22 protein-coding genes are annotated in these 21,223 nt (G+C 69.5%); 7 read left to right on the top strand and 15 right to left on the bottom strand.

Annotated elements, in window-relative coordinates:
* Positions 1–103: 103 nt before the first annotated feature.
* Both LXM90_RS23295 and LXM90_RS23290 read left to right on the top strand, forming a co-directional pair.
* A complete protein-coding gene (locus tag LXM90_RS23295) occupies positions 104–1,249 on the top strand; it encodes a tyrosine-type recombinase/integrase (protein ID WP_234081071.1) in 1,146 nt (381 codons plus the stop codon).
* A gap of 155 nt (positions 1,250–1,404) precedes the next feature.
* On the top strand, positions 1,405–1,791 hold the full coding sequence (locus LXM90_RS23290; RefSeq protein ID WP_234081070.1) for a hypothetical protein: 387 nt from the start codon (positions 1,405–1,407) through the stop codon (positions 1,789–1,791).
* A 960-nt stretch (positions 1,792–2,751) separates the two neighbouring features.
* On the opposite strand, the gene LXM90_RS23285 is transcribed toward LXM90_RS23290, so the two are convergent.
* Positions 2,752–3,462 (bottom strand): restriction endonuclease, encoded by a 711-nt coding sequence (locus LXM90_RS23285; protein WP_234081069.1) that lies wholly within the window; start codon positions 3,460–3,462, stop codon positions 2,752–2,754.
* Positions 3,463–3,610: 148 nt separating this feature from the next.
* The gene (locus LXM90_RS23280; protein WP_020091396.1) at positions 3,611–4,363 is read right to left on the bottom strand and encodes a class I SAM-dependent methyltransferase; all 753 of its coding nucleotides are present in this window, start codon (positions 4,361–4,363) and stop codon (positions 3,611–3,613) included.
* Between the two features lie 211 nt (positions 4,364–4,574).
* On the opposite strand from LXM90_RS23280, the gene LXM90_RS23275 reads away from it, so the two are divergent.
* Positions 4,575–5,618, top strand: coding sequence for a hypothetical protein (locus LXM90_RS23275; protein ID WP_020091397.1), 1,044 nt, complete (start codon positions 4,575–4,577; stop codon positions 5,616–5,618).
* Positions 5,619–5,625: 7 nt separating this feature from the next.
* Here the strand turns inward: LXM90_RS23275 and tgt are convergent, their stop codons facing one another.
* Together tgt and queA are read right to left on the bottom strand one after the other, a co-directional pair.
* Positions 5,626–6,762, bottom strand: coding sequence for a tRNA guanosine(34) transglycosylase Tgt (gene tgt / locus LXM90_RS23270; RefSeq protein WP_020091398.1), 1,137 nt, complete (start codon positions 6,760–6,762; stop codon positions 5,626–5,628).
* Positions 6,759–7,823 carry a tRNA preQ1(34) S-adenosylmethionine ribosyltransferase-isomerase QueA gene (gene queA / locus LXM90_RS23265; RefSeq protein WP_020091399.1) on the bottom strand — a complete coding sequence of 355 codons (1,065 nt, stop codon included), beginning with the start codon at positions 7,821–7,823 and terminating at the stop codon, positions 6,759–6,761. The genes tgt and queA overlap by 4 nt, the downstream gene beginning before the upstream one ends.
* Positions 7,824–7,921: 98 nt before the next feature.
* On the opposite strand from queA, the gene LXM90_RS23260 reads away from it, so the two are divergent.
* The 3 genes from LXM90_RS23260 to LXM90_RS23250 all read left to right on the top strand — a co-directional run bounded on the left by LXM90_RS23260 (position 7,922) and on the right by LXM90_RS23250 (position 9,379).
* Positions 7,922–8,179 carry a hypothetical protein gene (locus LXM90_RS23260; protein WP_020091400.1) on the top strand — a complete coding sequence of 86 codons (258 nt, stop codon included), beginning with the start codon at positions 7,922–7,924 and terminating at the stop codon, positions 8,177–8,179.
* Positions 8,176–8,394 carry a hypothetical protein gene (locus tag LXM90_RS23255; RefSeq protein WP_020091401.1) on the top strand — a complete coding sequence of 73 codons (219 nt, stop codon included), beginning with the start codon at positions 8,176–8,178 and terminating at the stop codon, positions 8,392–8,394. Before LXM90_RS23260 ends, LXM90_RS23255 begins: the two co-directional genes overlap by 4 nt.
* 97 nt (positions 8,395–8,491) lie before the next feature.
* Entirely contained in the window at positions 8,492–9,379 is an 888-nt protein-coding gene (locus LXM90_RS23250; RefSeq protein ID WP_020091402.1) for a cation diffusion facilitator family transporter, read from the top strand.
* An 8-nt stretch (positions 9,380–9,387) separates the two neighbouring features.
* Here the strand turns inward: LXM90_RS23250 and LXM90_RS23245 are convergent, their stop codons facing one another.
* From LXM90_RS23245 to coxB, 10 genes are all read right to left on the bottom strand, one after another.
* Positions 9,388–10,644: an SfnB family sulfur acquisition oxidoreductase gene (locus LXM90_RS23245; protein WP_020091403.1), complete on the bottom strand. Its 1,257-nt coding sequence runs from the start codon at positions 10,642–10,644 to the stop codon at positions 9,388–9,390.
* A gap of 42 nt (positions 10,645–10,686) precedes the next feature.
* The gene (gene sfnG / locus LXM90_RS23240) at positions 10,687–11,802 is read right to left on the bottom strand and encodes a dimethylsulfone monooxygenase SfnG (protein WP_020091404.1); all 1,116 of its coding nucleotides are present in this window, start codon (positions 11,800–11,802) and stop codon (positions 10,687–10,689) included.
* A 212-nt stretch (positions 11,803–12,014) separates the two neighbouring features.
* On the bottom strand, positions 12,015–12,779 hold the full coding sequence (locus tag LXM90_RS23235) for an SURF1 family protein (protein ID WP_020091405.1): 765 nt from the start codon (positions 12,777–12,779) through the stop codon (positions 12,015–12,017).
* On the bottom strand, positions 12,776–13,186 hold the full coding sequence (locus LXM90_RS23230) for a DUF983 domain-containing protein (protein ID WP_170855114.1): 411 nt from the start codon (positions 13,184–13,186) through the stop codon (positions 12,776–12,778). The genes LXM90_RS23235 and LXM90_RS23230 overlap by 4 nt, the downstream gene beginning before the upstream one ends.
* Positions 13,187–13,301: 115 nt before the next feature.
* Positions 13,302–14,165, bottom strand: a complete 864-nt coding sequence (locus LXM90_RS23225) for a cytochrome c oxidase subunit 3 (RefSeq protein ID WP_020091407.1) — start codon at positions 14,163–14,165, stop codon at positions 13,302–13,304.
* Positions 14,166–14,312: 147 nt separating this feature from the next.
* Complete coding sequence (locus LXM90_RS23220; RefSeq protein WP_026604661.1) at positions 14,313–14,924, bottom strand: cytochrome c oxidase assembly protein; 612 nt, start codon at positions 14,922–14,924, stop codon at positions 14,313–14,315.
* A gap of 10 nt (positions 14,925–14,934) precedes the next feature.
* Entirely contained in the window at positions 14,935–15,099 is a 165-nt protein-coding gene (locus LXM90_RS23215) for a hypothetical protein (protein WP_020091409.1), read from the bottom strand.
* A 5-nt stretch (positions 15,100–15,104) separates the two neighbouring features.
* On the bottom strand, positions 15,105–16,055 hold the full coding sequence (locus LXM90_RS23210; RefSeq protein ID WP_020091410.1) for a heme o synthase: 951 nt from the start codon (positions 16,053–16,055) through the stop codon (positions 15,105–15,107).
* Positions 16,056–16,270: 215 nt separating this feature from the next.
* Positions 16,271–17,899, bottom strand: a complete 1,629-nt coding sequence (gene ctaD, locus LXM90_RS23205; RefSeq protein WP_234081068.1) for a cytochrome c oxidase subunit I — start codon at positions 17,897–17,899, stop codon at positions 16,271–16,273.
* Between the two features lie 50 nt (positions 17,900–17,949).
* Positions 17,950–18,789: a cytochrome c oxidase subunit II gene (gene coxB / locus LXM90_RS23200; protein ID WP_056522032.1), complete on the bottom strand. Its 840-nt coding sequence runs from the start codon at positions 18,787–18,789 to the stop codon at positions 17,950–17,952.
* Positions 18,790–19,159: 370 nt separating this feature from the next.
* Here coxB and fdhD point away from each other — a divergent pair, with 370 nt between their 5' ends.
* Positions 19,160–19,933 (top strand): formate dehydrogenase accessory sulfurtransferase FdhD, encoded by a 774-nt coding sequence (gene fdhD / locus LXM90_RS23195; protein WP_020091413.1) that lies wholly within the window; start codon positions 19,160–19,162, stop codon positions 19,931–19,933.
* Positions 19,934–19,956: 23 nt separating this feature from the next.
* On the opposite strand, the gene LXM90_RS23190 is transcribed toward fdhD, so the two are convergent.
* Entirely contained in the window at positions 19,957–20,940 is a 984-nt protein-coding gene (locus tag LXM90_RS23190) for a hypothetical protein (protein WP_234081067.1), read from the bottom strand.
* Positions 20,941–21,223: the final 283 nt, after the last annotated feature.

Below are 21,223 nucleotides of genomic sequence, written 5' to 3'. Positions count from 1 at the left end.
GCGCAGGCCTGCGCCGCGAGGCCGCCCGCAACCGGCTTGCTGTCTCGCGCGTGGCGGGGAAAGACTGGACCACGCTTCGTGCGATTGCCGAGATGATCGAGCTATGCCGCGCCGCTCCGAAGGCCCCCACCTCAAGCTCGAACGGGCAGAGACGGATTCCGAAGGCCGGATCACCCGGCACGCGTCCTGGATCATCCGAGACGGACGACGGAAAATCCGCACAGGCTGCCGCGCTGATGAGGCTGCAGCGGCTGAAAAGCGGCTCGCCGCCTACATCGCCGAAAAGCACGAGCCCGCGCGGGAGAGCGACCGTGACCCCGCTGAGGTCTGGGTCGCCGACGTAGTTTCGGTCTACCTCGACGACATCGCCAGTAAGAAGGCGCGGCCGAAGGAGATCGCCGGCCGCCTGGGCAACATCCTGGCGTTCTTCGAGGGCAAGCGGCTGGCGACCGTCACCGGCCGGGCTTGCCGGGATTATGCGGAGCACCGCGGTCTCGCAGTGGCGCGGCGCGAGCTGGAGGACTTCCGGGCAGCGATCAACCACTACCACCGCGAGGGGCATCTCGCCTCGCCGGTGCCGGTGGTTCTGCCGGAACGGGGCGCCGCGCGGGAGCGGTGGCTCACCCGCTCCGAGGTCGCGAAGCTGATCTGGTCGGCCTGGCGCTACCGCGAGGTGCAGAAGGGCCATGCGACTGGCCGGCGATCGCGCCAGCATGTTGCGCGGTTCATCCTGGTGGCGATCTACACCGGCACCCGGGCCGGCGCGATCTGCGGCGCCGCCATCCGCCCGACGGTCGGCAGCGGCTACGTCGACCTCGAGCACGGCACCTTCTACCGGCGGGCGCCGGGCTCACGGCAGACCAAGAAGCGCCAGCCGCCCGCGCCGCTGCACCCGCGCCTCCTCGCCCACCTCCGGCGCTGGGAGCGGACCGGCATCGCGTCCCGCTACGTGGTCGAGTGGCAGGGCAAGCGGGTAGGGCGGATCAACAAGGCTTTCCGCTCAGTACGTGAGAATGCCGGGTTCGGCGCCGACGTCATCCCGCACTCGTTCCGCCACACGGCAATCACCCTGGCGCTCCGCGGCGGTTGCCCGCCATGGGAGGCGTGCGGTTATTTCGGCGTGACGCTGGAGGTTCTGCAGGACGTCTACGGCCACCATTGCCCTGAGCACTTCCAGGGCGCCCTCCAAGCGATCGGTGGACGCAAGACAACCGTCAAGCCTGCGCTGAGACTTGCGGGATCTACCTGAGGGAGCGTTGAGGGCTCGCGCGAGGCGGACCTCAACCCAAGCTCGATCGAGGTGGGGCTGACCCGACCTCCAGCGTCCGACCAAAATTTTAATTAGTAATGTCTACCGAGATCTGATTTGATCTGCGATCGAACGCCGATTCACAGAGGTGCGTCGTGAAAATCGCACATACGATTGCTATCATTCTTGCAGTCACAATCGGACTATTATTGATTTCGGGCATGTTGTTCGGCAATCACAAACTTCCAGAATTTATTGCATCGAAAGACCATACATACAGGGATATATGTATCGCCTTATGGATATTCCTGCTGCCGAATTGGTTCACGCTAGAAGAATATTGGGCGCCCGAACCAGGGCCTCAGCTGGATCAGTTCAGAAAGGCACAGCAGTTTGCCCGAGTCTTTTGGACGATTTTGAGCGGTGCTGTGGCGATCATCATCGGACTGACGCCAGCGACACTCACAGCCGAGCCTAAAGCCGAACGCACCTCTCAGGTTGGTGCGCCTCTCAAGAGTGCGCCCGATCCGGCTTTGCGATAATCGTAGCGCCGGCGCGGGTCATTCACCGGGACGCCTACCGGGACGCTTTCCCGCGCACCGAACGTGAACAAAGCGGGGTGATGATCCGAGCGTCTCCTAGGGACGACGCAGCAGGATCGAATGGAAACGCGTTCGGGACGTGGGGGTCGCAGGTTCAAATCCTGCCACTCCGACCAAAATTCCCGCGATCTCAAGTTCAGCGAGAACGGACGGTCACCCTTCGCAAGGGACCTCGTTGACGCATGACGCGTGACTTCGCTGGTCAGCGTCCGCGTATTCCCAGACTCTCGCGAATGCGGCCACCTCGACCGGACCGAAGCCGTCGCGCCATCCCGGCTCCGCATCAGGCCGGTCCCTGTCTCGCACCCCGCTGATCACTGCGCGCGGAGGATCCTGAGGCCGCCCCGTCTGGCCCGTCCGAGCCGTGATCCTGGGACGGAGTCTCCCCGGACCCCGCCGTGCCGGGGCTCTCGCCCTGCGGGATCAGGGGCGCCATGGGCACGCTCTCCACGAGCAGCGCGATCATCTCGGACCGTGAGCTCAGGAGAATGGCCGGCGGCTCGCCGGTGATCTGCCGCCATCGCCTGACGAAATCGCCCGCCGGCAACTCGGCGAGAGCGTCCTGTTCGGTCGCGGGGTGGTCCGTTCTGAGGGCTGCGGACTGATCCATGCGCCTCAACGGCTCGAACCACGATTCGGCCTCAGCCTCCGCCCGTGATGGTGAAGCGAGCGTTAGTCCGATCGCGGAAGACGATGCCCGCATCGGCGGACCGGCGGGCGAGGCCCGGGGCGCTCGATGCGTAGAGGAGCATCGCGCCTGTCCCTGACGAAAGCGTGCGCGCCGGTCAGTTCATCGGCGGGACAGAGGGAGGTGCGTCGAGGAATGGACCCGGCGCGCGGCCGTGCGGGATGTCGTCGTTCTCATGGGCCCTCATCGCACGACGCGGGGTCCGGGCGCGGTCAGGCGGCGAGCCGGAAACCGATTCCGCGGGCCGTGCGGGGCGCGACCGTCGACTTGTCCCGGGGCAGCAGCAGGTCGATCTGCGAGCAGTGCAGCGCCAGGACGTTCTGCTCCTCCGCCATGGCGCGCGCCGCGCCGCTGAACCGACCATTCGTCATCACGCACGCCGTGGTCGACCCGGCGCGCTCCGCCGCCGCCGCGACGTCGGAGATCGGGAGACACGCGACGTCGCGGTCCGCCCAATGCAGGCAAACGACGACGCGCGTTCGGGCCCGGAGGAGCACGAAGTGGTCCTGATCCTGGTAATCCAGGCGCCAGCCGGCCGCCTTCAGGCACCGCAGCATCAGCGCCTCGTAATGCGCCTGCGAGGCGCTCACGCGGTCGAGGAAGGTCCAGGACGCGACCTCGGCCGGCAGGATCGACGCGAATTCCGCGCTGACCAGGCGCCTGAAGCCGCGGAACCGGACGACGGCGCGGAGCGGGCGCGAGAGATGGGCGCGGTGCAGCCTGACGAGTTCCCGGTCCCAGAGCGCCTCGAACGCTGCCGCTCCGCGCGCGTGGTGCTCCATCCACCGGTTCTCGATGAACAGGCGCTCGATCTGCGGTCGGATCGCGCGGCGACACCGCTCGGTGAGCCGCTCCTGCAGATGCAACCAAGAGAGCAGAAGCAGGATGGCTATCACCCACAGGGCGAGGCTCGTCGCGAACATGGCGGCGGGACTTTGCGAAATAAGGCCTATGTCGCCATTTATCCGCCGCAGGAATTAAGCGGACATTGCCGGTCACATGCGTACTGAGCCGACCAGTGCAAGTCTTTGGAGATGGTGAATTCTAAATTTATGTCCGCCCCGCAGCCGCTCAGGTCCGCATGGCCACGAACATGCTCCGGCCCTGCTGGTGGTAGTAGCCGCTCTCCATCGAGCCGCGGATGTCGTGTCCCAGCATGTCGTACTGCTCGTAGACCATGTCGAAGCCGCACTCCTTGAGAAGCTGGATAAGGGCCGGCTTGGTGGGCCAGAAGGAGCGCTTGTTGCTCCACGAGGTCCATTTGTGCGCCTCGAGCTGGCTCGTGTCGTCGAGATCGTGCTCGTGCATCCAGCGACCCGGCAGACCTTCGTTCTCGGCGGGCGGAGAGAGCTGGAACAGGGCCTCGTTGGTCTCGGTCGCGAAATGCGTGTGCAGGATGACCACGTCGCGGACGCATTCGGCCATGAGGCGGATGAAGGCGGCCGGCCTGTCGAGGTGGTAGAGCAGTCCGCAGCAGAAGGCGGCATCGAAGGGGCCGTGGGCCGCCAGATTCCACACGTCGTCGTTGACGAAGGCGAGGTCGGGGACGCCCGTCCCCTCCTTGACCCGCAGGCAGTTCTCGAAGTTGGAGCGGCGCACCTCGACACCGGTGGCGCGCATCCCGGCGCGGGCGAATTCGAGCGTGTAGCCGCCCTCGAGGCAGCCCAGATCGACGATCGACCGGCCGGCCAGCCTGTGCCCGTAGAACAGCCGGAGCGAGCGCAGGGCCGCCTGGGTCCAGGGGCTGTCGCCGATCAGCCAGCCCGCCTCGGGCAAGGTCTCGGACCCGTCCGCGAGGCGGATGTTGTGTGCCGTGAACGTCATGCCGCCTCCCCACGCCGCCCACTCGTGCCGGGCAACGCCTTCGTCCGTCTATACGGGCGGCGGCCGATCGGTTCACGCGCTTTGTCGATCCGCCCGTATCGAACGGTCGACCGGCGGGATGGGTCAGGTCGGCGCGACCGCCGCCTCCACGGTGCGGCCGGGCACGCGATGCCCGCGACGGGGCCCGTCGAACGGCGTATGTAGCCGCCCGATGGATCCGTCCTCTCACCATCGAGCCGGCCGGCGACCCGCTGGATGGGTCGGCTTCGCGCGCAGCTTCCTCGTCTGCGCCACCCTCATGGGCTTGGCGCTGATCGGCTTCGTGGCCGCGGTCGATCCCTACGGACTGCGGGCCGCGCCCGGGCATCCGCCGGGACCGATCATGGATGCCAATCAGCGGCTCTCCTATCCGCAGATCGCCCGCGGGGGGCCGTTCGACGCGGCGGTCTTCGGCACCTCGACGGCGCGACTGCTCGACCCGCAGGCTCTCGACGCGGCCTTCGGTGTCCGGTTCGCCAATCTGGCGGTGAATGCCGCGACGCCCGACGAGCAGGGTCGACTCGCCGCGCTGTTCCTGGCCCGCCGGCCGATCCGCGCGGTCCTGTTCGGCCTCGATGCCCCATGGTGCGCCGCCGATCCGCCGGCCCGGACCGCCCATGCCTTTCCCGACTGGCTCTACGCGGACCGCGTGCCCGGCGATGTCCTGCGTCAGGTCAGCCTGCGCTCGGTCACGACGGCCGTCCGGGCCGGACTCGCCGATCTCGGGCTGACGCGGGCGCGGATTCGCGGAGACGGCTACGCGGTCTTCACGCCGCCCGAGGCGCGCTACGACCTCGCACGCGCCCAGGCCCATATCCGCGCAGGCCGCGTGGACTCGGCGGCGGCGGACGCCCCCGAGCTGCCGATGCCGGCCCTCGACCGCCTGGACGATCTCCTCGGTCGCGTGCCCGCCGAGGCCCTGAAGATCGTGGCCTTCATGCCGGTGCATGCGGGGGCGCAGGGTTCACCGGGATCGGCGGCGGGCCGTCGCGAGGAAGCCTGCAAGGCGCGCGCCGCGGCGATCGGGAAGCGCCGGGGCGCGGTCGTGGTGGATTTTCGCCGGATCTCGCCGCTGACGACCCGGGACGCGAATTATTGGGACGCGCTGCATTACCGCCTGCCCGTGGCGGGGCGCGTCGTCTCCGATCTCGCGCGCGCCGTCGCCACCGGCCGCGACGATCCGGATGGAATCTACCGGGTGCTCGCGCACCCGTGACGCCCGGTCAGGCGGCGGCGCGCTCGGCGCTCGCCCAGCCGGCGCGGGTCTCTGCGCAGTACTCCGCGTAGCGGCCGTCCCGGATCGCCGCGCGCGCGCCGGCCATCAGGTCCTGGTAGTAGGCGAGGTTGTTCCAGGTCAGCAGCATCATCCCGAGGATCTCGTTCGAGCGCACGAGGTGATGCAGGTAGGCACGGGAATAGTCCCGCGCGGCCGGACAGGTCGAGGTCTCGTCGAGCGGCGCGGTGTCCTCGGCGTGGCGGGCGTTGCGCAGGTTGACCCGTCCGTGGCGCGTGTAGGCGAGGCCGTGCCGGCCGGCGCGGGTCGGCATCACGCAGTCGAACATGTCGATGCCGCGGGCGACCGCGCCGAGGATGTCGTCCGGCGTGCCGACGCCCATCAGGTAGCGGGGCTTGCCGGCGGGCAGGTGCGGCTCGACCGTCTCGATCATGGCGAACATGACCGCCTGCGGCTCGCCGACGGCGAGGCCGCCCACCGCGTAGCCCTTGAGATCGAGATCCGTCAGCGCGCGGGCGCTCTCGACGCGCAGGGCCGGCACGTCGCCGCCCTGGACGATGCCGAACAGGGCCCGTCCCGCCTGCTCGCCGAACGCGACGCGGCAGCGCTCGGCCCAGCGCAGCGACAGGTGCATGGCCTTCTCGATGGCCCCGTGGTCCGCCGGCAGGCGGACGCACTCGTCGAGCTGCATCTGGATGTCGGAGCCGAGCAGACCCTGGATCTCGATGGAGCGCTCCGGGCTCATGTGATGCGCGGTGCCGTCGATGTGCGAGCGGAAGGTCACGCCCTGCTCGTCGATCTTCCGCAATGCGGAGAGCGACATCACCTGGAAGCCGCCGGAATCGGTCAGGATCGGCCGGTCCCAGTTCATGAAGCGGTGAAGGCCGCCGAGCCGGGCCATACGCTCGGGGCCGGGCCGCAGCATCAGGTGGTAGGTGTTGCCCAGGACCACGTCGGCGCCGAGATCGCGGACTTGGCCAGGATACATGGCCTTGACGGTCGCGGCCGTGCCCACCGGCATGAAGGCCGGGGTCCGGATCTCGCCGCGCGGCGTCCCGATCACGCCGGTGCGGGCGGTGCCGTCCCGGGCCAGCAGGTCGAAGCGGAAGTGTGCGCTGTCGGTCATGGGGTGTCCGCGCCCGGGCCCGGGAAGAGCAGGCTGGCGTCGCCGTAGGAGTAGAACCGGTACCCGGCGGCGATCGCGTGCGCGTAGGCCGCGCGCATCGTCGCGAGACCTGAGAACGCCGAGACCAGCATGAACAGCGTCGAGCGCGGCAGGTGGAAATTGGTCACGAGGGCGTCGACCGCGCGGAACCGGTAGCCCGGCGTGATGAAGATCTCGGTGGGTCCCGAGAAGGGCGCGAGCGTGCCGTCCGGTCGGGCCGCGCTCTCCAGCAGCCGCAGCGCCGTGGTCCCGACCGCGACGATCCGGCCGCCCGCGGCCCGCGCGGCGTTCAGGGCCTCGGCCGTGGCGGCGTCGAGGATGCCGATCTCCGCGTGCATGCGGTGGGCCTCGGTATCTTCGGCCTTGACCGGCAGGAAGGTCCCGGCGCCGACATGCAGCGTGACGTGGTGGCGCCGCAGACCGGCGGCGTCGAGATCGGCCAGCAGCGCGTCGGAGAAGTGCAGGCCGGCCGTGGGAGCCGCGACCGCCCCCGGATTGCGGGCGTAGACCGTCTGGTAATCGGTGGCGTCGCGGTCATCCGTGGCGCGCTTGCCCGCGATGTAGGGGGGCAGCGGCAGGGCACCCTCCGCGGCGATGGCCGCGTCGAGGTCTGGCCCGGCCCGGTCGAAGGCGAGGACGATCTCCCCGGCCTCGGCCTTCTCGAGAACGGTCGCCGCCAGATCGCCGAAGCGCAGCGCGTCGCCCGCCGCGAGCCGCTTGGCCGGACGCGCGAAGGCGCGCCAGCGGTCGGGGGCTTCCCGCAGGTGGAGCATCACCTCGGTGCGCTGGCCGGGGGCGCCGGGCCGTGTGCGCACGCCGTTCAGCCGGGCCGGGATCACCCGCGTGTCGTTGAAGACCAGGGCGTCGCCGGCCCGGAGGGCCTGGGGCAGGTCGCGCACGGTCCGGTCGGCCAGCGGCGCGCCAGGTCGGACCACGAGCATCCGCCCGGCGTCGCGCGGCTCGGCCGGGCGCAGGGCGATGCTGGTCTCCGGCAGATCGAAATCGAAGAGGTCCACGCGCATCGCCGGCTGCCTGCACCGAACGGCACGCGGTTTCAACCGCGGAACCGCCGGGGAGCGCGTCCGTTTCCAGCGTCACCGAGACGCGAGGCTCCCGATCCATGCCCTGGTACGCCGTTCGCCCCCGTGACGCCGCCGATCCCCGCTGGCCGCTCCCCGGCACGTCCGAGATCGTGCTGAAGGCCGAGGATCCCGACACCGCCCGCGCGAAGTTCGAATCGGCCTACCCGAGCCAGCCCTTCGGCAGCCCCGGAATCCCGGTGCCGAATACCGGCGCCGGCAGCTTCCGCGGCGATCCGGACGCCCTGGTCGTGGCCGAGACGGGCGAGCCGCCGGCGCCGCGGGGGAGCGACGCGTGACGCCCCGCGGTCGCCCCCGGCGGGTCACCCTCGACGGGCAGCTCCTCGGGTACTGGGAGCGCGAGGCCGCCCGGCTGGAGACCCTCGCCGCCGGAGCGCGCTTCGCCTGGCAGCGCCGTCGCTTCCTGCGCAAGGCGGAGGCAGCGCGTGCCAAGGCGGAGCCGAGCCGGCGGCGCGAGGCCGCCCGCGACAACGGCGGCGCGTCGGAGACTTAGCCGCGGCTAACACGTTTTCGGCGGCGTCGAACCTTTGCCGTGGCCTTGGCCGCGGCCGGTGCCGTATGGGCGCGGCGTCACCCCAACGGCGCGAACCATGGACCGCACCCAGAAAGCCGCCCTCTTCAGCGCGGGCATCGGCCTCGCCGTCACGGCGATGAAGTTCTACGCGGCGTGGCTCACCGGCAGCCTCGCCCTGTACTCCGACGCGCTGGAGAGCATCATCAACGTGGTCGCCGCAATCGGCGCCTTCGTGGCCCTGCGGGTCGCCGCGCGCCCGGCGGACGAGGACCATCCCTACGGTCACCACAAGGCCGAGTTCTTCTCGGCGGTGATCGAGGGCGCGCTGATCGTGGTGGCGGCGCTGCTGATCCTGCGCGAATCCTATTTCGGGCTGCTCGCCCCGAAGGCCCTCGACGCGCCCGCGGTCGGCCTCGCGATCAACTTCGCGGCCGGGATCGTCAACGCGGTCTGGGCGGCGGCACTGATGCGCTGGGGAAGGCGGTGGCGGTCGCCGGCCCTGATCGCCGACGCGCGCCACGTCTTCGCCGACGTGGTCACGTCCTGCGGCGTCCTGGCCGGCGTCGGCGCCGTGGTGGTGACGGGCTACCCGGTCCTCGACCCCGTGGTGGCCGGGCTGGTCGCCATGAACATCCTGTGGTCCGGCTTCCGCATGGTCCGGGAATCGGTGGACGGCCTCATGGACAGGGCCGCCCCGGCCGAGATGGTGAGCCAGATCCGGTCGCTCATCTCCCAGCACGGCGAGGGCGCGCTGGAGGCGCACGACGTGCGCACGCGCTCCGCTGGTCAGGCAACCTTCATCGACTTCCACCTCGTCGTCCCCGGCGCGATGACCGTCGAGGATTCGCACGCGATCTGCGACCGGCTGGAATCCGCCCTGGAGACGACGATCCCCGGGGCGGTGGTGACCATCCACGTCGAGCCCGGCGAGGAGGCCAAGGCGCGGGGATTGCCGGTGCTGTAGGCCGCCGATCAGCTCCAGGCGTGGAGCGGCGGGTTCACGCCGTTGAGGGCGTGGTTGCCGACGATCGCGTATTTCCAGCGGACGGGATCGTGCAGCGTGTGCGTGCGCGCGTTCCGCCAGTGACGGTCGAGATTCTCGGCGGCCAGAGTCGAGCGGGTCCCCGACAGCTCGAACAGCTTGTTCGACGCCGCCAGGGCGACCTCGGTGGTCAGCACCTTCGCCTCGGCGACCGCGATCTGGGCCGCCGCGACCGTCTCGGCGTCCGGCCGCGCGACCGCCGCGTCGAGGGCGAGACCGGCCCGGTCGAGCAGCGCCTCGGCGGCGTGCTGCCGGATGGTCAGGTCGCCGACCGCCTGGATCGTGTAGGGATCGTCGGCCGCCCGCTCCAGCCCGCTGTCGATCCAGGGCCGGGCCTTCTCGCGGACGTAGCCGATGGTGTCGTCCAGGGCCTCGCGGCCGATCCCGGCATCGACCGCGGCCTGGATGATCTGGAACACGGCGCCGTCGGCGGTCGGCGCCGCGTAGCCCTTCCAGGCCGGCACCAGATGGGTCTTGGGCACGCGCACGTCGTCGATCAGCACAGTCCCGCTCGCCGTGCCGCGCTGGCCGAAGCTCGACCAGTCGTCGATCACCGTGAGTCCGGGCGCGTCCCGCTCGGCGATGGCGTACCAGGCGCGTCCCTCGGCATCGAGGGCGACGATCGGGACCAGGTGCGCGAGGAGGGCGCCGGTGGCGTAGAACTTCCGGCCCCGCACCACGACGTGGTCGCCGTGATCGGTGAAGCGCGTGTCGAAATCGGCCGCCCGCTTGGTGCCGCGCTCCGAGAAGGCGTTGCCGAACCGCGTTCCGCGCAAGACCTCGCCGAACAGCAGGTGCTTCTGCGCCTCGTCCGACACGGTCCGGATGGCCGCCAGGATGCCGAGGTGGTTCTGGGCGATCTGCGCGATGGCGGGATCGGCGGCCGCCACGATGGCGATGACCTGCGCCAGCGTCCGGTACGAAACCTCGGGGCCACCGTAGGCGCGCGGCACGTTGATCGACCAGAGGCCGCTCTGCGAGAAGGCGTCGAGCTCCTTGAGCGGCCGCACGGCGTGGCGGTCCCGCTCCGACGCGCCGGCCCGGAACTCGGCCGCGAGCCCGTGGGCCACGGCCAGCGCCTCGGCGTCGTCACGGATCACGTGGGCGGGTGAGGGCGGCCGCGCGGGGCCGGGAGCGCCCGGGCGGTGCTCCGGCTCGAGCGTGCGCGCATCGACGGCGATGTTCATGGCTCACTCCGATCAGTCGGGATACGGTTCGGCGGGCGGCGCTCAGGCGGCCTCGGCGCGCCGGTCGCGGGCGGCCTCGAGGGCGCGGACCCGCGGGATCACGTGCGCGCCGAAATACGCGACGTCCTCCTGGAAATGCAGGAAGGCCAGCAGGGCGAGGTCCGCTCCCGCATCCTTCAGCGCCAGGATCCGCTCGGCGATCTGGTCGGGCGTGCCGATCAGGTCGGTCTTGAAGCCGTCGTTGTACTGAACGAGATCCTCGAAGCTCGACTTGGCCCAGTTGCCTTCCCCTTCCGGCGAGGCCTTGCCGGCATTCTTGACCTCGTGACCGAAGGCCTTCACGGCGTCCGGGTCGGCGTTGTCGATGATCTCCTGAAGGACGGCGCGGGCCTCCTCCTCGGTGTCGCGGGCGATGACGAAGGCGTTGACGCCGATCCGGGGATGATTGCCGGTCTCGGCCGACTTGGCGCGGATATCGTCCACCTGGGCGCGGATCGTCTCCGGCGTGCCGCCATTCGTGAAGTACCAGTCCGACACGCGGGTCGCCATGTCGCGCGCGGCGCGCGACGAGCCGCCCTGAAAGATCTCGGGCAGCGGCTGGGCCGGCTTCGGCTTCAGCGTGTAGTCGCTGTAGCGGTAGAAGTCGCCGCGGAAGGTGAAGCTGTCCTGCGTCCAGATCCCGCGCAGGCTCCGTATGAACTCCTCCGACCGGCGGTAGCGCTCGTCGTGGTCGAGCCAGGGCTCGCCGATCGCCCGGAACTCGCCCGAGAACCAGCCGGAGACGATGTTCACCGCGATGCGGCCTTCGGTGAGTTGCGAGATCGTGGCGATCTGCTTGGCGGCCAGGGTCGGATGCCAGGGACCGGGCAGGAGCGCGGCGATCACCTTGAGCTTGGTGGTCGCGGCCAGCAGGGCGTGGCTGAAGGCGACCGATTCGTGCTGGTACTCGGCGCCGTAGCCCGCGGTGAACCGGATCTGCGTCAGCCCATAATCGAACCCTGCCTCCTCGGCGATCTGCGCCAGCTTCCGATTGTACTCGGCATCCCAGCTCGTTCGCTGGGGGATCTTGCTGATGACAAGCCCCCCGGAGACGTTGGGCACCCAGTAGGCGAAGCGGATCGGCTCGCGCGCCGCCGCGTCGGCGATATGGCTGGTCATCCGGCGTTACCTCAGTTGCACGGCGGTCGGGCGCCGTGTCGTCTTCGGATGATCGCCGCGAACTGAATACACTATGCAGAACGCGACCGATCGCTCAAGAACACCGAAAGTATTCCGGGGCGACGGCCGTCGGTCAAAGGAACGGGTTGCCGTTTTTAAGCCGATCTCGGCGAGACTCTTCTTCGCCGAGATCCTGCGCGCGCGGCTTTGTCCTAGGCGGCGCGGGCCGCGGGCGAATCGTGCAGGCGGCGCCACGCGAAGACCGAGAACACGCCGATCAGGCAGGCGGCGAGGCCGAACCACGTGAATGCGTATTGCAGGTGGTTGTTCGGCAAATCGACCCGGAGCTGGCCGCCGCGCGGCCACGTCGTCTGCCCGGGAACGGCGTCGGCCTCGATCAGGTAGGGCTCGACCGTTCCGAGGCCGCGCGCCGCCGCGATGCCGGCGATGTCCCGGTTGAACCACTCCCCGCGGGCGGGATCCGGTTCCGGCACGAACATCCCCCGGGCCTCGCTCGCGCGGAGGATGCCGGTGACCGTCGTCGACCCGTCGATCAGGCCGTCCCGGCGATCGCCCTGCGCCTTCAGCTCCGTGGGAACGAAACCCCGGTTGATGATCACCATGCTCCCGTCGTCCCGGCGGAACGGCGTGAGCACGTAGTAGCCCTGCAGGGCGCGGCCCGGCGTCTCGCCGGGCGCCAGCCCGTGCACGAGGGTTTCCCGGTCGTTGAGGAACTGACCGCTGACCCGGACGTGCCGGAACTCGTCGCGCGCCGGATCCCAGACATCCGCGGCCGGAGGCGCCACCGGCTCCGCGCGGCTCTGGCGCACGATCCGGGCGATGAGATCCTCCTTCCAGGCCCTGCGCTCGAGCTGCCACGTCCCGAGACCGAGCAGGATGGCCAGGGCGATCAGCGAGGCGAGTCCCGGCGCGACGAGGTCGCGCCAGCCAGCGCGGTGCGGTCCGCTCGCGGTCACGGCTCGAAGCGCCCTTGCTCCGCCCGGTTGCTGAACTGCAGGGCGATCAGCAGGCCCTTGAGGGGCCGCACCAGGATCAGGCTGAGCCCGACCGAGAGGGTCAAGGCCACCAGGGCGTGGACCCAGATCGGCGGCTCGTAGGTGATCTCCAGCCAGAGGGCGAGACCGACCACGATCAGGCCGACGATCGACATGACGAAGAAGGCCGGCCCGTCCGCGGAGTCGAAATGCGCGTAGTCGAGCCCGCACGCCTCGCAGGAGGGGCGCAGGCTCAGGAACCCTTTGAACAGGTGACCCTCACCGCAGCGCGGGCACCGGCCGCGCAGGCCGGTCGGGATCGGCGGAGGCGGCGAGTAGGTTCGGTTGTTCACGGGCACACTCCAGACCTGTTCCGTGCGGGACCCCATCGACCCGCGCGCTGGCCGCTCTCGTCGATACGGGGTTCGCGCGGCGTCGGAAACGCAGAAGGGCGGCCTGAGCCGCCCTTCGCAGATCCGCCATGCGGCGACGGGATGGTTCCGCTCAGTGAGCGCCGCCGCCGTGGAAGACCCCCGAACCCCACACGTAGATGGCGGCGAACAGGAACAGCCACACGACATCGACGAAGTGCCAGTACCAAGCGGCGAACTCGAAGCCGAGGTGCTGACGCGGGGTGAACTGGCCCGCGTAGACGCGGAACAGGCACACCGCCAGGAAGATCGTGCCGATGATGACGTGGGCGCCGTGGAAGCCCGTCGCCATGAAAAAGGTCGACGAGTAGATGCTGCCCGAGAAACCGAACTCGGCGTGGCTGTACTCGTAGGCCTGGCAGGCGGTGAACAGAACGCCGAGGATGATCGTCAGCCACAGGCCGTACTTCAGGCCCTTGCGGTCGCCCTCGATCAGCGCGTGGTGCGCCCAAGTGACGGTGGTGCCCGAGGTCAGCAGGATCAGCGTGTTCAGGAGCGGCAGGTGCCAGGGATCGAACGCCTCGATGCCCTTCGGCGGCCAGACACCGCCGGTGAACTCCACGCGCGAGACCTGGATCGGGTCGGCGGTGTAGAGGGCGGCCTCGAAGTAGGCCCAGAACCACGCGACGAAGAACATCACCTCGGAGGCGATGAACATCATCATGCCGTAGCGGTGGTGAAGCTGGACGACGCGGGTATGGTCGCCGGAATTGGCCTCGTGCGCGACGTCCTTCCACCACGAGAACATGGTGTAGAGGACGCCGATCGTGCCGGCCCCGAAGATGTAGGGACCAGGAGCCAGGGTGCCGATCGTGAGGCTCTTCATCCAGAACACGGCGCCGAACGCCATGAGAAAGCCCGAGAAGGCCCCGATCAACGGCCACGGGCTCGGATTCAGGATGTGGTAGTCGTGATTCTTGGCGTGCGCCTCGGCCATCGTCCCGTCGCTCCTCACCCTCGCGCCCTGCACCGTTCCCGGCCTAACGCTGTTCGTTGCTTGCCCTAGGCCGGGCGCGGCACGCACCACACCCAAGCTTGCTCGCAGCTTTAGTCGCTGCGGCCCCGTGTTGTCACGGGTCCGCGATCAGAAATCGCCCTTCGTTCCCGAGGAAGACGATTTCGCCACCGCCGCCTTCACGGGCTGACCGTTCTTGGAGGCGAAGTACGTGTAGGACAGCGTCATCTCCGAGAGATGCGCGGTGTTCGAGTCGTCCCGAACGGCCGGATCGACGTAGAACACCACCGGCACGTCCAGCGTCTCGCCCGGCTGGAGCGTCTGCTCATTGAAGCAGAAGCAGGCGATCTTGACGAAGTAACCACCCATCAACCCGGGCTGGACGTTGAAGGTCGCCACACCCGCCGAGGGCGTGCTGCCGGTGTTCTGCACGCGGAAGAAGACCGTCTTGGTCTCACCGAGCTTCGCCTCGACGCTGCTCACTTCCGGGATGAATTTCCAGGGCAGCCCCGGCGCGACGTTGGTGTCGAAATGGACGACCATGCTGTCGTCGGTCCGCGCCGCGGAGGCCGAGAGGGCCGGTCCTTGCCGGGGCGTGCCGTCGTAGCCGGTCGCCTTGCAGAAGGCGTCGTAGAGCGGCACCGACGCGAAGGCGAGGCCGATCATGCCCACGGCGAGACCCGCGCAGGCGAGGGCGGTGCGCGTGGCGGCTCGGTTCGATCCTGATGGAGGAACTGTCATCGGGAGCGCCTCAGAGCGGCCGGGTCAGGATCTGAGGGCCGAGCTTGACGATCGTCAGCACGAAGAACAGCAGGACCCAGGCTCCCAGCGCTAGCGCGATCGCGATCGAGCGCTTGCGGCGGCGCGCCTCCTGCTCGGGCGTGAGCGGCCGGTACTGGATCTCGGGATCCGCCATGGCGCTCAACCCAGGACCGGGCGGAACAGGCCGAAGCTCTGCTCGGCCAGGAGCGCCGAGAACAGCGCGAACAGGTAGAGGATCGAGAAGCCGAACATGCCCATGGCGGCGCGCCGCTCGGCATCGCCCTCGCGGTTCCGCAGCACGCGGATGCTGAACGCTACCATGCCGAGGCCGCCCACGAGGCCGACCACCGCGTACACGAGGCCGCCGAAGCCCAGGGCCACCGGCACGAGGCCGAGGGGTGCGAGGAGCAGCGAGTACCAGACGATCTGGCGGCGGGTGGAGGCGGGACCGGCGACGTTCGGCATCATCGGGATGCCGGCGCGGGCGTACTCGTCGGCCTTGATCAGGGCCAGCGCCCAGAAGTGCGGCGGGGTCCAGATGAAGATGATGGCGAACAGGATCAGCGACTCGACGCCGACCGACCCGGTCACCACCGCCTGCCCGATGACAGGCGGCAGGGCTCCGGCGGCGCCGCCGATGACGATGTTCTGCGCGGTCGCCCGCTTCAGCCACATCGAGTAAACCACGGCGTAGAACACGATGGTGAAGGCGAGGAGCGCGGCGGCCAGGAGATTGGCGGCGAGCCCGAGCACCACCACGGAGGCGACCGAGAGGAACAGTCCGAAGCCCAGTGCCTCCTGGGAGGTGATCCGGCCCGACGGGATCGGCCGGGTGGCGGTCCGACTCATGACCGCGTCGATGTCGGCGTCCCACCACATGTTGAGGCAGCCGGACGCACCGGCGCCGACCGCGATGGCGAGGAGCGAGATCGCGCCGATGGCCGGCTGCACGTGGCCCTGCGAGACCACCATTCCGACCAGTGCGGTGAAAATCACGAGGACCATCACCCGCGGCTTCAGCAGGGCGAAGTAGTCCGGAACGTCGCCGCCGGCGGTCGTGAGTGCCGGGGCAGGAACGTCCGGTCCGATCGTGTTCGTCAGGCTCGTCATCGCGTCTGCCGCTGCTGTGTCGGCGCCCGGCCGCGCGCGTCACGGCCGAGTCGTGTCTCGAAATCGACGTGTTCCAAGGATCGGCGTGAGCGGGGCCCGGGACTTCTCCCTCGGCCCGTGCGGGTCGCCCTCATCGCTCGCCCTTGCCGGGAGGTCGGCCGACCGGCCTCCGGGGAAGGGCGAGGGCCGCGGACGCGGCCCTCGCGGGATCTCTATCAGTGCGCGCCGGACTCGTCGACGATGCGGGGCAGCGTCTCGAACTGGTGGAACGGGGGCGGGGAGGAGAGCGTCCACTCGAGGGTGGTGGCGCCTTCGCCCCACGGGTTGTCCGCGGCCCGCTCCTTCGAGCGGAAGGCGAGGATCACGCCGATCACGAACACGAACATGCCGAGCGCGAAGATGTGGCCGCCGTAGGTCGACACCTTGTGCCACTGGGCGAATGCGTCCGGGTAGTCGGCGTAGCGGCGCGGCATGCCGGCGAGGCCCAGGAAGTGCATCGGGAAGAACAGGACGTTCGCGCCGATGAAGGCCAGCCAGAAGTGCAGCTTGCCGGCCCACTCGGGGATGATGTGACCGGTCATCTTCGGGAACCAGTAGTAGACACCGGCGAAGATGATGAACACGGCCCCGAGGGACAGCACGTAGTGGAAGTGCGCGACCACGTAGTAGGTGTCGTGCAGGTACTTATCGACCGCCGAGTTGGCCAGCACGACGCCGGTGACGCCGCCGACCGTGAACAGGAAGATGAAGCCCACCGCCCAGTGCATGGCGGCGGTGAAGCGGATGGAGCCGCCCCACATGGTGGCGATCCACGAGAAGATCTTCACGCCGGTCGGGACCGCGATCACCATCGTGGCGAACACGAAGTAGGACTGCGTCTGCAGCGACAGGCCGACCGTGTACATGTGGTGCGCCCACACGACGAAGCCGACGACGCCGATCGCCACCATGGCGTAGGCCATCGCGAGGTAGCCGAAGACCGGCTTGCGCGAGAACGTGGCGATGATGTGCGACACGATGCCGAAGGCCGGCAGGATCATGATGTACACTTCGGGGTGACCGAAGAACCAGAACAGGTGCTGGTACAGGATCGGGTCACCGCCGCCGGCCGGGTCGAAGAAGGTCGTGCCGAAGTTGCGGTCGGTCAGCAGCATCGTGATGGCGCCCGCGAGCACCGGCAGCGAGAGCAGCAGCAGGAACGCGGTCACCAGCTCGGCCCAGGCGAAGAGCGGCATCTTGTGCAGCGTCATGCCCGGGGCGCGCATGTTCAGGATCGTGGTGATGAAGTTGATCGCGCCGAGGATGGAGCCCGCGCCCGACAGGTGGAGCGCGAAGATCGCGAAGTCGACGGCCGGGCCGGGATGGCCGGCGGTGGAGAGCGGCGGGTAGACGGTCCAGCCGGTGCCGGCGCCGGACGCGCCGGGCGCGCCCTCGACGAACAGCGAGCAGAGCAGGGAGCAGAAGCCCGCCACCGTCAGCCAGAACGAGATGTTGTTCATGCGCGGGAATGCCATGTCGGGCGCGCCGATCATGAGGGGCACGAACCAGTTGCCGAAGCCGCCGATCAGCGCCGGCATCACCATGAAGAACACCATGATGAGCCCGTGGCCCGTGACGAACACGTTGTAGGTCGCGGGGTTCGAGAAATACTGCAGGCCGGGCGCCTCCATCTCCATCCGGATGCCGAAGGAGAGGAACGCGCCGATGATTCCGGCGCAGAAGGCGAACAGCAGGTAGAGGGTGCCGATGTCCTTGTGGTTCGTCGACAGGAACCAGCGGGCGAAGAACGACGGCTTGTGGTCGTGGACCTCATGGGCCCCGGCATGGGCTGCGGCTGTAGCCATGGATTCGAATGCCTTGTGGATCTGATGGGGTCTGTTCGATCAGCCGGGGCTCAGCGGGCCTCGGCGAAGCTCGTGCCGTTGTCGATGCGGGCGTACTTGGTCTTCGCCTCCTTCAGCCAGTCGGCGTAGGCCTGCTCGCTGACCACGCGGACCACGATGGGCATGTAGGCGTGGCGCTGGCCGCACAGCTCGGAGCACTGGCCGTGGAAGGTGCCCTCCTTGTCGGCCTTGAACCACATCTGGTTCAGGCGGCCGGGGACGGCGTCGATCTTGAAGCCGAAGGCCGGCATCGCCCAGGAATGCAGCACGTCGGCGGCGGTGACCTGGATCTTCACGATCTTGTTGACCGGAACGACCATCTCGTTGTCGGTCTGGAGCAGGCGCGGCTGCTTGTCCTCGTCGATGTTGGCATCGAACGTGAAGCCGCCGCCGGCCTCGGTCTGCGGGTACTCGTAGGACCAGTACCAGGCGTGGCCGACGACCTTGACGATCATGTCGGCCTTCGGGTCCGAGAGCTGCGTGCGCAGCAGGCGGAAGGACGGGATCGCCACGGCGACCAGGATCAGCACCGGCACGATCGTCCAGGCGACCTCGATGGCGGTGTTGTGCGTGGTGCGCGACGGCGTCGGGTTCCGCTTCTCGCCGAAGCGGTAGACGCACCACAGGATGAGCCCGAGGACGAACACCGAGATGGCGAGGGACAGCCAGTGCAGGCCGATCTCGAAGTTCAGGATGTCGCGCGCGTTCTCGGTGACCGGGATCTGCCGGTCCATCTCCCACGGCACGGGCTGACCGAAGCCCGCGGCCTGCGCGCCGGATATCGGGAAGAGCAGGGCGCCGAGAGCGGCGAGGCTCCAGAGTGACCGGTTGATCGTCCGCACCGTCCGCATCTGCCTCTCGTGGCTCCCCTGAAACTGTCTGGCTGCCGCCGGACCTCCCCGTCTTGAACGCGTGCGGGATTGTACCGACGTGACGGAGTACCGGTTGTGTCACCCGGCATTATCCGACCGGCGCTTCAGACCACAAGGGCCGGCCACGTGCAACCGCACAAGCGTCGCATCGCGCGCTTTCCCGCCAGTTGACGGCGCCTCGTGGCGTCGGCGCACTAGGGGCCGGCGAAATCGTTCCCTGTCACGTCGCGCCGGGGATGAAGCGTCGCGACGCGTTCGTGCCACGCCTGCGGAGTTCGAGATGTCCACCCAAACCGGCAGCCCCACCTCCGGTCCTCTGCCCTGCGCAGTGCCGGCGCCGATGCAGGTGATGACCTATACGGGCTCGGCGCCGAGGCCGGACACGCGGGCGCTGGCCGTCGAGGCGCCGGTCAACCTCGTCTACGGCAGCGTGCCGCACGCCGTGATGATGGCGACGCCCGCCGACCTCGAGGATTTCGCCTACGGCTTCAGCCTGACGGAGGGCATCGTCGACAGCGCGGAGGAGATCCGCGCGACCCGCGTCGAGACGGCGCCGGACGGCCTGCGCCTTCACGTCGATCTCGCGCCGGGCCGGCTCCGCGAGCATCTGGCGCGCAAGCGCGCCATCAGCGGCCGCACCGGCTGCGGGGTCTGCGGCATCGAGGACTTGGCGCAACTGCCGCAGGCCGGTAAGCGGGCGGACTCCGAGGTCCGGGTCGGGCTGCCCGCCATCGCCCGCGCCCTGTCGAATCTCGACAGCGCCCAGCGCCTCGGCGCGGAGACGCGCGCGGTCCACGCCGCGGCCTGGGCGCGCCTCGACGGCGGCCTCGCGGCTGTGCGCGAGGATGTCGGCCGCCACAACGCTCTGGACAAGCTGATCGGCACCCTGATGCGGACCGGGACGCCCGCGGACTCGGGTTTCCTGGTCATCACCAGCCGCTGCTCGTACGAGATGGTCGAGAAGGCCGCGCGGCTCGGCGCGGCCGTGATCGTCGCCATCTCGGCGCCGACGTCGCTGGCCCTCGACCGAGCCCGGTCCTACGGCATGACGCTCTGCGCCATCGCGCGGGCCGACACCGTGACGGTGTTCACGGGAGCCGAGCGGCTGACGGACGGCGCGTGACGCGCCGGTTCCGTCCGCCGAATTTACTCGGCCTGGCCGGGGACGATGGTCGCGCCGCCGATCACCCGAACCGGCTTCTTGTCCGTGGGCGGATCCTTCCAATCCTTCGCGGCCGGCTTGGCCGTCTCGGCCACGGCGGCGTCGGCCGGCTTCGACGGCGCGGCGGGTCGCGCAGCGGGAACCGGGGCCGGGGCCTTCTCGATCGCCGCCGCCTTGGTCTCGGGCGCGGGACCGGCGTTCGGATCCGCCTTGGCCGTATCGGCCGGCGGGAGCTTGGCGGCCGGTGCCTCGGGAGACGTGCGGGGCGGCGGCTTCAGCTCCGGCGTCCGGGCGAGCGCTCCGCGCGCGACCCGCTTTGGCGGAGCGTTGGGCGGAGCGGTCCGGCCGACGCTGTCGGGATTCACGCCTTCGGGATTGGCCTCGGGCCGCAGGGCCTCGGTGCCCGGCCGGCGCTGGGGTCGAGCCATCGGACCGTCCTCGGGCGGGACCGGACGCATCGCGCGGCGGGGCACGACCTCGTCCTCGGTCCAGCCGAAGCCCGGTGCGGGTCGCTCCAGCCGAGCGACGGTCTCGGGCGCACCGATCGGCCGGCGGCCCACGATCCCGCCCGTCATGGGATCGACGAACAGCCGGACGGGCGCGCCGGCGGGACCGACGGCGTCGACCACGTAGACCCGCCCGTCGAAGCGCGGGCGGCTCAGGCCGCTGAACCCGCGATCTGCGAGGCGCCAAGCGACGACGCGAGGCGGAAGGACCTCCTCCTCGAAGGCGAATTGCGCGCGCGCGCCGCCCGATGCGCCCAAGAGAGCGAGCGCCGACAGGCACGCGGCGCGAAGCGTCCGGCTCATCGGGCGTGGGAAGCGCGCAGCGGCTCTGCTCGTCATCGTCACTCTTGTGCGTTCTGGGTTTGGAGACCCGGCAGAGTGTCCGGTTCGTGTCCGGTTCCGGCATGGTCCGGGCCGGTAGACCCGGACCTCGACCATGCCGGCGAGGTCGTTGCCCCGCATGCCGCTTGTGCTCGGCACGACCCGTAGATCCCGCGATTCGGGCGAGATTGCGGAGGCGCGGAGCGGATCCCGGCCCATCATCCAGAGCGGCGACACCGTCGCGGCCTGCAGTCTCTTGCTGAAAACATTTCAATCTGGCAGTTTCGCGACTTAGGACAGCACAACTGTCCCATCGGCCGTGCATCCCGGCCGTCGCCGTCTCGCGCGCGGGCGAGAAGTTTCGGCAGACGGACACGGGCGCGCCAGCGCACCGCTCTCCGAGCGGTCCGGGTCCTCGATGAAC

Origin of the sequence: Methylobacterium oryzae (assembly GCF_021398735.1) — a bacterium.
GTDB lineage: Bacteria > Pseudomonadota > Alphaproteobacteria > Rhizobiales > Beijerinckiaceae > Methylobacterium.
The sequence above is the reverse complement of the archived record's forward strand: the minus strand, read 5'-3'. Positions and strand labels throughout refer to the sequence as shown.